Origin of the sequence: Neisseria weaveri (assembly GCF_900638685.1) — a bacterium.
GTDB lineage: Bacteria > Pseudomonadota > Gammaproteobacteria > Burkholderiales > Neisseriaceae > Neisseria > Neisseria weaveri.
The window spans coordinates 1033128-1047895 of sequence record NZ_LR134533.1 but is presented as its reverse complement, the minus strand read 5'-3'; the positions used below and the strand labels follow the sequence as shown (position 1 = coordinate 1047895).

15 protein-coding genes are annotated in these 14768 nt (G+C 51.4%); 7 read left to right on the top strand and 8 right to left on the bottom strand.

Translation table 11 applies throughout. The annotated features are described in order from the left end of the window. Nucleotides 1-76: 76 nt before the first annotated feature. Nucleotides 77-1507 (bottom strand): OmpP1/FadL family transporter, encoded by a 1431-nt coding sequence (locus EL309_RS05125; protein ID WP_004283272.1) that lies wholly within the window; start codon nucleotides 1505-1507, stop codon nucleotides 77-79. Between the two features lie 319 nt (nucleotides 1508-1826). On the opposite strand from EL309_RS05125, the gene EL309_RS05120 reads away from it, so the two are divergent. The 3 genes from EL309_RS05120 to EL309_RS05110 all read left to right on the top strand — a co-directional run bounded on the left by EL309_RS05120 (nucleotide 1827) and on the right by EL309_RS05110 (nucleotide 4074). Next, a complete protein-coding gene (locus EL309_RS05120) occupies nucleotides 1827-2333 on the top strand; it encodes a hypothetical protein (RefSeq protein WP_004283270.1) in 507 nt (168 codons plus the stop codon). A 174-nt stretch (nucleotides 2334-2507) separates the two neighbouring features. Beyond that, on the top strand, nucleotides 2508-3854 hold the full coding sequence (locus tag EL309_RS05115) for a Na+/H+ antiporter family protein (protein WP_004283269.1): 1347 nt from the start codon (nucleotides 2508-2510) through the stop codon (nucleotides 3852-3854). Between the two features lies 1 nt (nucleotide 3855). After that, on the top strand, nucleotides 3856-4074 hold the full coding sequence (locus EL309_RS05110; protein WP_004283268.1) for a SlyX family protein: 219 nt from the start codon (nucleotides 3856-3858) through the stop codon (nucleotides 4072-4074). A 76-nt stretch (nucleotides 4075-4150) separates the two neighbouring features. Here EL309_RS05110 and EL309_RS05105 read toward each other — a convergent pair whose 3' ends face one another. Genes EL309_RS05105 through EL309_RS05095 form a run of 3 tightly spaced genes read right to left on the bottom strand, consistent with a single transcriptional unit; the run spans nucleotide 4151 to nucleotide 7049 of the window. Then, complete coding sequence (locus tag EL309_RS05105; RefSeq protein WP_004283267.1) at nucleotides 4151-5257, bottom strand: FAD-dependent oxidoreductase; 1107 nt, start codon at nucleotides 5255-5257, stop codon at nucleotides 4151-4153. A 52-nt stretch (nucleotides 5258-5309) separates the two neighbouring features. Further along, nucleotides 5310-5600 (bottom strand): hypothetical protein, encoded by a 291-nt coding sequence (locus tag EL309_RS05100; protein WP_004283266.1) that lies wholly within the window; start codon nucleotides 5598-5600, stop codon nucleotides 5310-5312. 42 nt (nucleotides 5601-5642) lie between these two features. Beyond that, entirely contained in the window at nucleotides 5643-7049 is a 1407-nt protein-coding gene (locus EL309_RS05095) for a cryptochrome/photolyase family protein (RefSeq protein WP_004283265.1), read from the bottom strand. Here EL309_RS05095 and EL309_RS05090 point away from each other — a divergent pair. Continuing rightward, complete coding sequence (locus EL309_RS05090; RefSeq protein WP_036494700.1) at nucleotides 7048-7239, top strand: hypothetical protein; 192 nt, start codon at nucleotides 7048-7050, stop codon at nucleotides 7237-7239. The genes EL309_RS05095 and EL309_RS05090 overlap by 2 nt on opposite strands. On the opposite strand, the gene secB is transcribed toward EL309_RS05090, so the two are convergent. Both secB and grxC read right to left on the bottom strand, forming a co-directional pair. Then, complete coding sequence (secB, locus tag EL309_RS05085) at nucleotides 7212-7646, bottom strand: protein-export chaperone SecB (protein WP_004283264.1); 435 nt, start codon at nucleotides 7644-7646, stop codon at nucleotides 7212-7214. The two genes, EL309_RS05090 and secB, sit on opposite strands and share 28 nt — an antisense overlap. A gap of 60 nt (nucleotides 7647-7706) precedes the next feature. Then, nucleotides 7707-7970 carry a glutaredoxin 3 gene (gene grxC / locus EL309_RS05080; protein WP_004285944.1) on the bottom strand — a complete coding sequence of 88 codons (264 nt, stop codon included), beginning with the start codon at nucleotides 7968-7970 and terminating at the stop codon, nucleotides 7707-7709. Nucleotides 7971-8312: 342 nt separating this feature from the next. On the opposite strand from grxC, the gene EL309_RS05075 reads away from it, so the two are divergent. Beyond that, complete coding sequence (locus EL309_RS05075; RefSeq protein ID WP_004283262.1) at nucleotides 8313-9725, top strand: amino acid permease; 1413 nt, start codon at nucleotides 8313-8315, stop codon at nucleotides 9723-9725. A 135-nt stretch (nucleotides 9726-9860) separates the two neighbouring features. Here EL309_RS05075 and EL309_RS05070 read toward each other — a convergent pair whose 3' ends face one another. After that, complete coding sequence (locus EL309_RS05070; protein WP_004283261.1) at nucleotides 9861-11183, bottom strand: M23 family metallopeptidase; 1323 nt, start codon at nucleotides 11181-11183, stop codon at nucleotides 9861-9863. Nucleotides 11184-11447: 264 nt separating this feature from the next. On the opposite strand from EL309_RS05070, the gene EL309_RS05065 reads away from it, so the two are divergent. Continuing rightward, complete coding sequence (locus tag EL309_RS05065) at nucleotides 11448-12437, top strand: hypothetical protein (protein WP_004285945.1); 990 nt, start codon at nucleotides 11448-11450, stop codon at nucleotides 12435-12437. Between the two features lie 89 nt (nucleotides 12438-12526). On the opposite strand, the gene rpmE is transcribed toward EL309_RS05065, so the two are convergent. Continuing rightward, nucleotides 12527-12742, bottom strand: a complete 216-nt coding sequence (gene rpmE / locus EL309_RS05060; protein ID WP_004283259.1) for a 50S ribosomal protein L31 — start codon at nucleotides 12740-12742, stop codon at nucleotides 12527-12529. Nucleotides 12743-12973: 231 nt separating this feature from the next. Here rpmE and recJ point away from each other — a divergent pair, with 231 nt between their 5' ends. Continuing rightward, nucleotides 12974-14668, top strand: coding sequence for a single-stranded-DNA-specific exonuclease RecJ (recJ, locus tag EL309_RS05055; RefSeq protein WP_040669669.1), 1695 nt, complete (start codon nucleotides 12974-12976; stop codon nucleotides 14666-14668). The last annotated feature ends 100 nt before the right edge of the window (nucleotides 14669-14768 follow it).

Genomic DNA, 14768 nt, shown 5'->3' with positions numbered 1-14768 from the left:
CCCTGATGATTAAGGCCGTCTGAAAAACAAAGGCCGTCTGAAAATTTCAGACGGCCTTTGCTTATAACGGCACGGCTTAGAATTTATAGGTGTACTGCAAGCCTAAGATGTGCGCGTGGCTCTTGAAACGTGCCGAAGACGATACGTTGCTGTCCACAGTGGTAACGTCTTTGTTGGCCGGTTTGTTTCGGGTGTCGGTAGCGGCATCTTTGATGTGGATGTAGCTGTAAGCGGCATTCACAGTGTGCTTTTTGCCGAAGTCGTATTTTGTACCCAGCGACAGCCAGATGCGGTCGTTATCCGGCATGGTTACCAAGCGGTCTTTGTCGTTGCGTACGGGCGATTGGTCGTAGGCAATACCGGCGCGCAGCTGCAGCGGTTCGCTGTATTGGTAGGAGGCGCCGACGGCAACTTTGTAGGTGTCGCGCCAGTTCGGGGTAATCACGGTTTCGTTGGACGGCTTGCCACTGATGGTCATTTTGGCGTTTTCAAATTTCAATGCCGCGCGGTTGAAGCGTGAGTGGCGCGTCCAGGTAACGTCGCCGAACAGGTTCAGTTTCGGTGTGGCTTGATACATGCCGTGTACCGATAAGGATTCGGGGGTAACGATTTTCAGGCTGGCTTTTTCATTCGGAACATAGCCGGCACCGTATTCGGAAATGGGTTTGCCGATCGGGAAATCTTTGTTTTGCGGATCGGGTTTGACATTGTATTGTCTTTGGGCCAATTTGCTGTCGGGCAACCATTCGGCATGGCCTTTCAGGTTGTGTTTGACATGCGAACGGTAGTTGATGCCGACGCGGGTTTGCGGGTTGATGTCCCACATCCATGCCAAGTGGTAGCCGAAGCCCCAGTCTTTGCCTTTTACGTCGGCATGGCCTTCAACGCCGCCCAGTTGGTCAATATGGTGGGCGGGACGTTTGCTGGCTGCCCAGTCGGCATATTTGCGCAGGCCTGCATCGCTGTGTTGGGCAACGGCGCCGACGGCAACGGAATGCTGTTCGTTGAATTTATAGGCCAATACAGGCTCGACGGCCAAGGTGGTCAGCTCGGTTTTGTTCAGGTTGAAACGCAAAACGGAGTCTTTGGCGTATTCGGTGCTGGAGGCAAAGGGTACGTAAACGCCCAAGCCTGCGGTTAGGTTGTCATTGATTTTGTAAGCGCCGTAAACGTGGGGGGCAACCACCAGATCTTTGGTGATTTTGCCGCTGTTGCTGCTGTTGATTACGTTGTAGTGCGGGCTGTTGTTGTAGGTGGCTTTGCCGTCGTGGTATTTGACGCTGGGGGAAACCAGGTTGATGGCGGCGGTGATTTCGTTGTTTTCCAGCTTGGTCAGACCGGCCGGGTTGTAGAAAATGGTGGAGGCATCGGAGGCTTCGGCGGCGGAAGCGTTGGCGGTGCTTTGTGAGCTTACGGATTGTGTACCGAAGTGGTAGCCTGAAGCGTAGGCGGCGTTGGCGGCAAATGCCGAAGCCAAAATCAAAGTGATGGGACGAATGTTTTTCATAATATTTTGATATTGAATTGAAAAATTTATTTTGGTTTCTAACAGGCCGTCTGAAATTCGGACGGTTTTCTAAGGAAAGGCGGCTTGGTGAAAGCCGCCGGTTTGCACGGTATCTAATCTAAAAGGCATGTTCTTTTTAGAATATCGGCTCGATTTTATAATAATTTGTGAAAATTTGTATAATTTTTTTAAAGAAACCGCTTATATATTTGTTTGAAATGGGTTTTTCCGGTTCGTTTCCGAACTTCGCATGTAAATGCTGCCGGAAAGGGCCTGCGGTGTTAAGCTATGCGTTTTTGAAACGGTTTGCGGAGTGGTGATGAAACGGGTTTGGACTTCTTTGCCGGTGTGGGTGGTGTTGGCGGACATGGTATTCGGGTTTGTGCTGAATATTTTTCAGAGTCTGAATCTGCAGCGGGCGGATTTGCCGAATGACGGTTTGCCGGTGTCGCCGGAAATTGCATTCGGCGGTCTGCAGGTATTGGCCAACGGCGGTATGATTTTGGTGGTCGGTTTCGGGCTGCTGGTGTTGTTGAAGCTGAACCGTACGGTGTTGGCGGGGGAAATTCTGCCGTTGGGCGTGTTCCGTACTTTGGGTTTGTTGGCGGTGCTGCTGTTTTCGGTGCCGTCGGTTTGGGAATGGTTTTGGGCGTTGGCGGGTTTGTTGGGCGGTAAGCCTTTGGTATCGTTTGATGATGTCCGTTATTTGCTGGTGGCGTTTTGCCAGCCTTTGATTGCGTTTTTGTGCGTTTGGCGTTTGGCGGGGTGGTCGCGTCTGCACGGGCGTGCCGTTTCGGTCGGAGCGGAAGAGTCCGATAATGTATAGCTTGGATAGTTTGATGATGAGGCCGTCTGAAAAAATCAGGATTTTCAGACGGCCTTTGGCTGTTAAGGTGTAAATAAACTGGCATGTAAAATCATGTTAGGTTATGATATTTTCCTTTTTTGATGCTGAAATAATGATTTTATTGCGGCTTTTGCAGCCGTTTGGGAGAGAAGAATGAACGCAGTGGTGATTGCGGTCTCGGTGATGTTGGTGTTGTCGCTGGCCCGTGTGCACGTGGTACTGAGTTTGCTGCTGGGCGCGTTGGCCGGCGGTCTGATGAGTGGTTTGGGTTTGGCGAAAACCATGGAAGTGTTCCAAACCGGTTTGGCCAATGGTGCGCAGATTGCTTTGTCTTATGCGATGTTGGGTGCGTTTGCGGTGGCGATTGCGCATTCGGGTTTGCCGCAAACTTTGGCCAACGCGGTTATCCGCCGTTTGGACAGCAAACAGGTTCGGGATAATGTGCCGGGCCGTTTCAACGGTGTGAAGTGGGGCTTGCTGTTGGGTTTGTTGGCGATGAGTGTGATGAGCCAAAACCTGATTCCGATTCATATTGCGTTTATTCCGTTGATTATTCCGCCGCTGCTGCTGGTGTTTAACCGTATGCAGATCGACCGCCGTTTGTTGGCCTGTGTGATGACTTTCGGTTTGGTGACGACTTATATGTGGCTGCCGGTGGGCTTCGGTGAAATTTTCTTGAAGCAGATTCTGGTGGGCAATCTGACCAAAGCGGGCTTGAATGTGGACGGTATCAATGTGATGCAGGCGATGACCATTCCGGCTTTGGGTATGGTGGTGGGTTTGCTGATTGCGGTGTTTGTCAGCTACCGCCGTCCGCGTGCGTACCAACATACGGCTGTGGATGTGAATGCGCATCAGCAGGCGGCGGCGATGCCGAAAATTTCGACTTACCGCAGTGCGGTGGCGTTGTTGGCGATTGTGGTGTCGTTTGTGGTGCAGTTGTGGGCGGATTCGCTGCTGCTGGGTGCGATGGTCGGTTTTGCCGTGTTTATGGCTGCCGGTGTGGTGCGCTGGGGTGAAGCGGATACCGTGTTTAACAACGGCGTAAAAATGATGGCGATGATCGGCTTTATTATGATTGCGGCGCAGGGTTTTGCGGAAGTGATGAAGGCGACCGGTCAAATCGAGCCGTTGGTACAGGCTTCGGCGGAAATGTTTGCCGGAAACAAAGGCATGGCGGCATTGATTATGTTGCTGGTGGGTTTGCTGGTTACGATGGGTATCGGCAGCTCGTTCTCGACTTTGCCGATTATTGCGACGATTTATGTGCCGTTGTGCATCAGCATGGGTTTTTCGCCGATGGCGACGCTGGCGATTGTGGGTACGGCCGGTGCGTTGGGTGATGCCGGTTCGCCTGCTTCGGATTCGACTTTGGGCCCGACGTCGGGTTTGAATGTGGACGGTCAGCATGATCATGTGCGCGACAGCGTGATTCCGACATTCCTGCATTACAACTTGCCGTTGATGGTATCGGGCTGGATTGCGGCGATGGTGCTGTAAGATGGACGAATTGGAAGCGCGCATTACCGAGTTGGAAATTCAGACGGCCTTGCAGGAAGATTTGATCGGCAGTTTGAACGACACCGTTGCCAAAATGCAGCAGACTTTGGATTTACAGCAGGCGCAGCTGCGTTTGCTGTATCAGAGAATGCAGGATAAGGCTGCGAATGGCGGGCGTGAGGAATACAGTTTGAAAGATGAAATTCCGCCGCATTATTGATTGCCGGTAATGTTAAATATAAAAGGCCGTCTGAATTTTCAGACGGCCTTTTTGTATGGGCCTGCCGTATGGCTGTTTAATTTAAAGGCAGATAGGGCAGGCCGCTGATGTCGTCGGATTCGGGAACGGCTTGGCCGCGGATTAATCGGGTAATCAGGCGAACGGCAGCGGCGGTAACGGCCGGGGAAATCATAAAGCCGTGCCGGAACAGGCCGTTGACTTCGACCAATTGCTGTTTAAGGTCGTAGCGGATTTCCGGGTTATGGTGGTTGAGCGTTGGGCGCAGGTTGGTAGCAATTTCCAAAATCTGTGCTTCGCCGAACGCAGGGTGGACGGCGTAGAGTGCAGACAGCAGTTCCAAGCCGGAGCGTACGCTTGCCGGAGCGTTGCTTTCGCTTTCGATTTGGGTCGCGCCGATGACAAAAATATGGTTTTCTTTGGGGGCGATATAAAGCGGATAGCGCGGATGGAGCAGGCGGACGGGGCGGTGCAAAGTCATTTCGGGCGCGTAAACCCGTGCTACTTCGCCGCGTATGCCGCGCAGTTTGCTGGCCGTCTGAATTTCAGACGGCCTGTTCCATGCGGATTTGGCACCGAAGCCGCGACAATCGATAACCCAGTCGAATTGTTGATGCAAAGCGGCGGTATCGGTTTCGCTGTGCCAGTGGCAGGGAACACGGTATTCGTCTAAGGCGTCGGCCAGCGCGTTTAAGACTTGGCGGCCGTCGAGTTGGCCTTCTTCGGGAAGATAAAGGGCTTGTCCGAAGCGGCCTTGCAGTTGCGGTTCGTGTTCGGCAATGTCTGCGGCTTGCCAGCGTTCGGCAGGCTGCCCGCCTTGATGTGCGCGGCGTAAATGTTGCTCGAACTGTACGGCTAAGGGGCGGTCTTGGCCGTGCCACACAATCAGGCTGCCGTTTTGCTGTTTGAAGATGTGGGTTTTCAGACGGCCTGTTAAGTCTTGCCACAGGGCTGTGCTTTGTCTGCCCAGCTTGGTGACTTCGGGCGTGGCTTCAACGGATTCTGCGGAAGGTGCGAGCATGGCGGCGGCAATATAGGCGGCGGCTTGGTCGCCGTTGCGGCTGCCTTTGTCGAACAATTCGACAGCGATGCCTTGTTCGGCCAGTTGGAAGGCAATCAGCCGGCCGCAAAGGCCGCCGCCGAGAATGGCGGTGCGGAGGGTCATGGGAATGTCCTTTATCGGGTATGCGGATTGGAAAACATGATGTTGCGTTTTTTCAGACGGCCTGATGGTACAGCTTGGCCATCCAAACCAAAGGAAAGCCGATTTGCCACAACATCAGCAGCAGGGATTGGATAACGGTTGCACTGTCTTTGCGGCGCAGGGCGAGAAAGACGGTGCCGATGGCAATCAATGCGCCGGCAAACAGCAGCAGAATGGCGGCAAAGGCCGCGCTGCCTTGCGCCGGCCCGTGCCGCCAAAGCAGGAGTGTGCCGACAACGGCAATAAATGCGGATAAGTTGCGGTAAGGTTGAGGTGTTTTGAAATAAGCGGTTTTGTTTTGCATGGTTTAATGTGCTTTGTTGAGAAAGGCCGTCTGAAAATCCAATTAAGACAGCTTAAACATGGCCAAGGCTTTTTCGCGTTGGGTGCGGTGGTCAACCATCGGAGCGGGATAGCCGTGGGTGTCGATACTGTCTTTAGCCAGCCAGGGAGCGTGGATGACGTCTTTGCCCAAGTGGGCCAGTTCGGGCAGATGGCGGCGGATATACAGGCCGTCCGGATCGAATTTTTGCGACTGCAATACCGGATTGAAAATGCGGAAATAAGGTTGGGCGTCGCAACCCGTGCCGGCCGACCATTGCCAGTTGCCGTTGTTGGCGGCCAAGTCGTAATCGAGCAGCTGTTCTGCAAACCAGGCTTCGCCGAGACGCCAATCAATCAGCAGGTCTTTGACCAAAAATCCGGCGGTAATCATGCGCAGGCGGTTGTGCATCATGCCGCAGGCCTTTAATTGGCGCATGGCGGCATCGACAATCGGGTAGCCGGTTTCGCCGTTTTTCCAGCGTTCAAACCAATCCTCGCGGTTTTCCCAATGCAGATGGTGGTATTCGGGGCGGAAGCTTTGGTGGACGACATCGGGGTTGTGGTACAGGATTTGTTGGTAAAATTCGCGCCAAATCAGTTCTTCCAGCCATTTTTCCGCTCCTTCGTTGCTGATGGAGGCAACACGGTGAGCCAGGCTTCGTGCCGACAACATGCCTTGATTTAAGTAGGCGGCCAGTTGGGACGTGCCTTTTTTTGCGGGAAAGTCGCGGGTCAGGTGGTATGAAGAAATCTGACCGATAAAGTGATCAAGCTGTTTTTGGGCTGCCGCTTCGCCGGCCGGTAAAGGATAGTTGCAGTATTGGAAACCGATTTCAGACGGCATGGGGACAGGCGGAAGCTGTGTTGCCGTTTCAGGCAGGCGTTTTTGCAGTTCGGCCAGCGTGTGCCAATCGGTGCGCGGCTGCCCGTTGCGGTAGCGTTGGGCATAGGTTTGCAGCCAAGATTTTTTGTAATGCGAGAAGGCGTGATAGGGACGCCCCTGAGGTGTCATCACGGCGGCTTTGGGCAGGACGACATGATCGCTGATCCGAGTATAGGTTCGGTTGCTGTGGTTTAGGGCGTGCCAAAGCCGTTCGCCCAAAGCCGTGATGTTCGGATGGTAATCCTCGCCGCTGACAAGATGGGCTGCGTTTAATTTTCCGGCTAATTCGGTGAGCTGTCGGAGTGTATCGCCGTGAAGAATCCAGAGCGGAATGTTTTTTTGCGATAAGGCCGTCTGAAATTTTAAGACGCTGTCGTAGATAAAGCTTTGGCGGCGGTGGTTGGCGGCGGCATGCGGTTCGACGGCGTTGTCGAAAACAAAAACGCCGACAACGGGTAAACCGAGTGTCAGGGCGGATTGCAGAACCGTGTTGTCTTCAAGGCGCAAGTCGTTGCGGAACCAAACAAGGGTAATGGGTGCAGACATGATGAAACCAACCGTATGGGATATGGAGGGTTATTTTAACGCGCTTTCAGACGGCCTGAAACCTGAAAACCCGGTATCGCCGAATAAAAAACCGGATACTGCGGTTGCAGTATCCGGTTTCGGACGCGGCAGGGAAATGCCGCATGGAATCGGTCAGATTAATCAGGCATTGCCTTGTTGGTTTTGCTGATACATCGCTTCGAAGTTGATCGGAGCCAACAATACGGGCGGGAAGCCTGCGCGGGTGATTTCGGAAGAAACCGCTTCGCGCGCGTATGGGAACAGAATGTTCGGACAAGCAACGCCCAGCAACAGGTTAACATCTTCTTCAGGAATGTTGGACAAACGGAAGATACCGCCTTGCGATACTTCGTTCAGGAACATGACGCGCTCTTCGCCCAATTTGGCGGTTACGGTAACGGTAACCACAACCTCATAAAAATCTTCTTCCAGCTTGGTGCTGTTGGTAGAAACGCGCATATCCACTTCAGGCTCGCCTTGCTCCAAGAAAATTTTCGGTGCGTGCGGCACTTCCAAAGACATGTCTTTAACATACAGTTTTTCAATGCTGAAAACGGGTTGTAATTCTTCGCTCATAATCGCTCTCTCTTTATCAGATTGTTGGCTGCCAATGCAGCGGACGGGTTAATGGAAATATTATTTGCCCAGCAGCTCGTCGAGCTTGCCTTGATTATGCAGGGCGTAAAGATCGGTAAAGCCGCCGACGTGGGTTTCACCGATAAAAATCTGCGGTACGGACCGTTGGCCGGTAATCTGCTGCATCTCGGCAAACAGTTCGGGACTGCGGTCAACACGGATTTCTTCGATTTCGGTGATGCCTTGTGATTTCAAAAACTGTTTGGCCATCGTGCAATACGGGCAATAAGGGCCGGTATACATTTTGATATGGACGGTTTGCATGGCGGACTTTCATGTGTTTGGTAGTGTTGGTTGAAACTATGGGGGTGCTTTGCAGGATTTGCAAGTACTTCATGCCGTATAGGCTGAATTTCATGACAAGCGGATATAAATCGGTGCTTTATTGTAAACAAAACAACCCATTCTAAATAGTTTTTGGTATCATATCGCGATTTTATTTATTTATTAAAGTAAAGATAACCTTCTATTTTGTTGCGTTTTGTTTTGCGTTTTTAACAAAAAAAAGCCAATATTTGACGGTTAATGCAAAAGGTTTGCTCAATTATGTCTAATAATCAACACAATACACAAGTAAAACGCCATCTGAAAACGAGGCACTTGTCGATGATTGCGATCGGCGGCTGTATCGGTACCGGCTTGTTTATGGCCAGCGGTTCGGCCATCAGCGATGCAGGTCCGGGCGGTGCTTTATTAGCCTATGCGGCAATCGGTATGATGGTTTATTTTTTGATGACTTCTTTGGGTGAAATGGCGACTTATCTGCCGACTTCGGGTTCGTTCAGTACGTATGCAACCCGTTTCGTTGACCCGTCGCTCGGTTTTGCCTTGGGTTGGAATTATTGGTTCAACTGGGTGATTACGGTTGCGGCCGACGTGATTATTGCCGCCGTCGTCATTACTTATTGGGAGCCGATGCGCTTCTTGGACCCGTGGGCGTGGAGTCTGCTGTTTTTCGGTGTGATTTTCCTGTTGAATACTTTGTCGGTAAGGGCTTACGGAGAATCGGAATACTGGTTCGCACTGATTAAAGTGATTACCGTGATTGTGTTCTTGGCGGTCGGCGTGCTGACGATTTTCGGTATTTTAGGCAGCGGTTATGTCGGCATGACCAATATGACGGTCGGCGATGCGCCGTTTTTGGGCGACGGTATGGCCGGTAAGTTTCTGACCATGTTGGGCGTGTTCCTGATTGCCGGTTTCTCTTTCCAGGGTACCGAGTTGATCGGTGTGACGGCGGGTGAGTCCGAAAACCCGGAAGAGAGTATTCCGAAAGCGGTAAAACAGGTTTTCTGGCGTATTTTGATTTTCTACATTTTGGCGATTTTGGTGATCGGTTTGCTGATTCCTTATACCAGCCCGCAGCTGTTGGGTGCGGATGTGGATGAAATTGCCAAATCTCCGTTTACGCTGGTGTTTGAAAAGGCCGGTTTGGCGTTTGCAGCGGCAGTGATGAATGCGGTGATTCTGACTTCTATTTTGTCGGCCGGAAACTCCGGTATGTATGCTTCCACCCGTATGCTGTATGCGATGGCGAAAGAGGGTTTGGCTTACAAACAGTTTGCGCGTACCAATGTGAACGGTATTCCTGTGTTTGCTTTGATCGCAACCGGTGTGGTGGTGCTGGCAATTTTCCTATTGCAGTTGGCCAGCGATAAGATGTATCAATATATTTTGGCCGCTTCCGGCTTGACCGGCTTTATCGCTTGGTTGGGTATTGCGGTTAGCCACTATCGTTTCCGCCGTGCTTATATTGCCCAAGGTAAGGATTTGAATGCTTTGGTTTACCGTGCCAAGTGGTTCCCGTTCGGTCCTTTGTTGGCGTTGGCTTTGTGTATTTTGGTGATTGTCGGTCAGGATACCGAGTTGGTGTTGAAAGGCAGTTTCGATTGGGACCGTTTGGTTATTACCTATATGGGTTTACCGGTATTTTTGGGATTCTATTTCTATCACAAACTGCGCTATAAAACCCGTAAAGTGCCTTTGAAAGAAGTGGATTTGAGCCAAGATAATTATTGATTGATATAGGCTGGATTCATGAATCGGGTTCCGCGTATTTAAATTAAGAAAAGGCCGTCTGAAAATTCATTGTTTTTTCAGACGGCCTTTTTGATGCTTGGAAGCCGACAGGCTATCGATAACGCAACATGGATATCAATCGATTTGGGCTACGGTAATCGGTAGGTCGCGCACGGTCGATAAAATCGTATTGGTTTGCTGCAATTCTTTTTGAAATGCGGCCATATTGATTTTATTCAGTTTAGGTGTCGGCAGTGCAACGGTGGACGGGTTAACGTGTTGGCCGTTGATGCGGGCTTCATAGTGCAGGTGCGGGCCGGTAGAACGGCCGGTGCTGCCTACATAGCCAATGACATCGCCGGCGCGTACTTTGTCGCCTATTGGAGCAAATGCGCTCATGTGGGCATATAAAGTTTCGACACCGTTGCTGTGTTTCAGAACCACCGTATTGCCGTAACCGCCTTTCCAGCCGGTGAAGGTAACGATACCGCCGGCGGAAGCTTTAATCGGTGTGCCGGTCGGTGCGGCATAATCGATACCGGTATGCATTTTAACCACGCCTAAAACGGGATGGACGCGGATGCCGTAAGGAGAGGAAATGCGGGTATATTGCACCGGTTGGACATTAAAGCCGTCTTGTTGGCGCAGCGGTTTGCCGTTTTGGTCGTAATAGCTGCCGCTTTCTTCGTCGCCTTTGGCCTCGCTGTAATAATAAGCACGGTAGGTTTTGCCCTGTTTGACAACTTCCGCTGCAAGAATATCTCCCGTTGCCACTTCTTGGCCGCGGAAATACATGCTGTTGTACAGCAGGCGGATGACATCACCGTTTTGCAATGAGTTTAATGAAAACTGGCTGCTGAAGATTTCGCTCAACGACTCGCGGATTTCAACGGGAATGCCGGCTTGTGCCATGGCACCGCGTGCAGAAGTGCGGATAATGATGGAACGCAGCGACGGCATGGTTTCCATCTCGATGGCAGAGGTTGATGCCTGCCATTTGCCGTTGATTTTTTCAATGGCAACCAAGTTCTGTTCGCCGTTATCGTCGTCGTTAAAAAACTGGATGTCGGTAACGTCGCCGGAGGCATTGATGCGCATACTGATATTTTGCCCGGCTTTAAGCTGTTTGAGTTTTTGACCGATACTGCCTTTCGAGAGGGTCTGCCGGAGGCTGTCGTCGGGAATGCCGGTGCGCTTCAAAACTTCCAGCAGCGTTTCGCCGGGCTGCAGCGTTTCTTCCATCCAGTAGCTGCCGTGAAATGAGGTGCTCTCGATATAAACGGCGGGCAGTTCTTCGATAATGCGCTCCGCACGGTACAGTTGGGTTTGCGGTAAGGGTTCGGTAACGGCATAGGCCGTCAGTACGCCGGAGATAGGCAGTAAAATGCCTAATAAAGACCAGCGTATCGGTTTGTTGCGCCAAACGCGGTTAAGTGTGGAAAAGGTTTGTCGGGTCACTGCTGTTCATCCTGATAAAACGTAGGCCGTTTGCCGGAAATAGGAAATGTTCAAATTGCTCCGGCGGTATTTTCAGACGGCCATGCCTGGATATAAAAAGTTTGTCCGGGCAGAATTATGACATCTATTGCTTTGATTTCAACAGGTATTTCTAAATTTTACTTAGTTTTTAAGTTTACCATTAAAATAGCCTGTTTTGTATTTGAACGGCGTGCGGACATCGTAAACGCCGACCGGTTTTGTTACTTTTTTGGTGGTTTGTGTATGAATCTGACTTTGGTTATTCCTTCGTTGAACCGTCTTTCGGGAGACGGTTTGCCGCCTTTGCTTGTGCCTTCTTTGAATAAGTTGATGCGCTTCGGCCGCTTTTCTGCCGTTACTGCCGAAGCGTCGGAGTTATATGGACGTTATTTGTGGCAGGGCAGTCTTTTGGCAGAGGCAAAAAAGGCGGCGGGTATTGCAGAGCACAGTGCCGCCGTGTTGGTCAGCCCGGTTTGGCAGCAGATGGGTATGCATCATGTGAATATGGTCGGCGGTCAGGATATCGGTATCGGTTTGGATGAAGCCGAAGCGTTGTGCCGCGGCTTGGAGGATTTGTATCGCGACTTGGGTTGGCGTTTTTATCTTGTCCGTCCTGATTTATGGTTGCTGGTTTTGGAAAACATGCCGGATTGGCAGGTGCCGCCGGTATTGGATATGTTGGGGCAGATGGACGGTTCGGTGAAGGCGGAGGGTTCGGACGCGGTGCAGTGGCTGCAATGGCAGACCGAAATGCAGATGTGGTTGCACGGTCATGATGTCAACCGCCGCAGGCAGGCTGCCAAGCAGCCTGAAATCAACGGCGTTTGGCTGTGGACGGATTGTTGCGGTCAGGCGTCTTCGCAGTCTGTTTTGGGCAGCGACAGCGTATGGGCGCAATTTTATCCGGGAACGAAGTTGGATGCGCCGTATGATTGGTCGGCATGGCAGGCGGTGTTGTCTGAAAACGGCGGGAAATTTTCAGACGGCCTGTTATTTTTAGATGATTTGGCAGCAACGGCGCATACGGCGGATGTTTGGACTTATAAAGACATTTTGGAGCAATGGGAGCAGCGTTGGTTTGCGCCTTTGTGGCAGGCCTTGTCTGACGGCAGCGTGCAGCAGTTGAAGCTGGTGACCGACGGTGAGGCAGGCGGAGAGTTGTTGGTTAAGGCGAAAGCCGGCCGGGCGTTTTGGAAACGGCAAAAACAGTTTGCCGGACGTTTGGGCGGATAGAAGGTTGGTATATCGGGTACCGGTTTGGTTTGCAAATAAAAAAAGCAGCCTGTTTGGGGGCTGCTTTTTTGTATTCATTACATTCGCTATTAGCGTTTGAACATGTTGCCGAATTTTTGGTTGAATTTGTCAACACGACCGGTACTGTCAACGATTTTTTGTTGGCCGGTGTAGAAAGGATGGCACTCAGAGCAAACCTCGATAGAGAAGTTTTCTTTTGCCATTACTGATTGAGTAACGAATTTGTTGCCGCAAGAGCAGGTTACGTTAACTTCGTGGTAATCCGGATGAATATCTTTTTTCATGATGCTGTTTCCTTTGGTTAGCGGGTATAGGGATTTTGCCTATACTTCAAAATGAAGCTGGCTATTATGGCAAGGGCTTGTTGTTTTGGCAAGTTTTTTACAGAGTTATTGTTTTTCAGACGGCCTTTCGATGTGTTTTTATGGAGAGGCCGTCTGAATTTTAGGGCTAACAAGACGTTGTCAGGTTGTTATACAATCGTTTTTTTACGATTGTTTGTGTTAGAAATTTTTATGTCCGTCAAAATCCACACCCGTCCGGTTGATGCCGGTGTTTGCCAAACTTTGATTCAGGCCGGCGCCGATCCTTTGTTGGCGCGTTTGTGTGCCGCCCGTGCGGTGGCTTCGCCCGATGAGTTGCAGGATAAGTTGAGCAGCCTGTTGTCTTTTCGGGATTTGAAAGGCTGTGTCGAAGCGGCGGAGCGTTTGGCCGATGCCTTGGAAAAGCGGCAGAAAATATTGATTGTGGCCGATTATGATGCAGACGGCGCAACGGCGTGTGCGGTCGGTGTGAAGGGCTTGGCGGCTATGGGCGCGACAGTCGATTTTTTGGTGCCTAACCGTTTTGAACACGGTTACGGGTTGACGCCGGAATTGGCGGAAATCGCTGCTGGGCAAGGTGTGGATTTGTTGGTTACGGTGGATAACGGTATTGCCAGTTTGGCCGGAGTGGCTAAAGCACAGGAGTTGGGCTTGGATGTGATCGTTACCGATCACCACTTGCCGGCGGAAACGGTGCCGGACTGTATTATTGTGAATCCGAATCAGCAGGGGTGCACTTTTCCAAGCAAAAGTCTGGCCGGTGTGGGTGTGATTTTTTATGTCTTGACGGCTTTGCGTGCGGTATTGCGCGAGCGCGGTTATTTTTCAGACGGCCTGCCCGAACCGAACTTGGGCGAATTGTTGGATTTGGTCGCGTTGGGTACGGTGGCGGATGTGGTTGCATTGGATCACAACAACCGTATTTTGGTGTCGAAAGGTTTGAAGCGGATGCGTGCGGGCAAAATGCGGCCGGGTATCCGTGCTTTGTTTGAGGTGGCGCGGCGGGATTGGCGTAAGGCGCAGCCTTTCGATATGGGTTTTGCATTGGGCCCGCGTATCAATGCGGCCGGCCGTTTGGACGATATGTCGGTCGGAATTGCGTGCTTGCTGGCCGATAACGATGAAGAAGCGCAGAGTCTGGCGGCGCAGTTGAACGATTTGAATATCGAGCGCCGTGAAATCGAGCAGTCTATGCTTCAAGATGCGTTGAATGCGTTTCCGGAAACGTTACCCCAAGGCCAAACTACGCTGGTGGCTTACCGTGAGGACTTTCATCAAGGCGTGGTCGGTATTGTGGCCAGCCGTTTGAAAGACCGTTTTTACCGCCCGACCATTGTTTTTGCGCCAGCCGATAACGGTGAGGTTCGCGGCTCAGGGCGTTCGATTCCGGGTTTGCATTTGCGTGACGCTTTGGATTTGGTATCGAAACGCCATCCCGATTTGATTTTGAAATTCGGTGGTCATGCCATGGCGGCGGGTTTGAGTATCCGCGAACAAGATGTGGCGGATTTTCAGACGGCCTTTGAGGAAGTGGTGGGCGGTTTGGTGGATCAGGACGATCTGTCGCAAACTTATGTTACCGACGGCAGCTTGCCGGTTGGTGAAATGACTTTGGCACAAGCCCAAAATCTGGCTTTGCAGGTTTGGGGGCAGGGGTTTGCACCGCCGAGCTTCACTGACGAATTTACCGTTGTCCGCCAACAGCCTATGGGTGTGAATCACAAAAAAGCATGGTTGAGAAAAGAAGGCTGTGAGTTTGAGGCGATGTTTTGGCGTTGCACCGATGATATTCCGGCGCGTATCCGTACCGTGTACCGGCCGGTGGCAAACGAATGGCGCAACAATGTCGAGTTGCAGCTTTATATCGATTATTGGGAAGCCGCATAAAAACAGGCCGTCTGAAATTTCAGACGGCCTGAAGCCGTCAAATAAAACTTTAATACCGGCACAAAGACAAAAGTGTGTGCCGATTCAGCTTGGGAGTAAA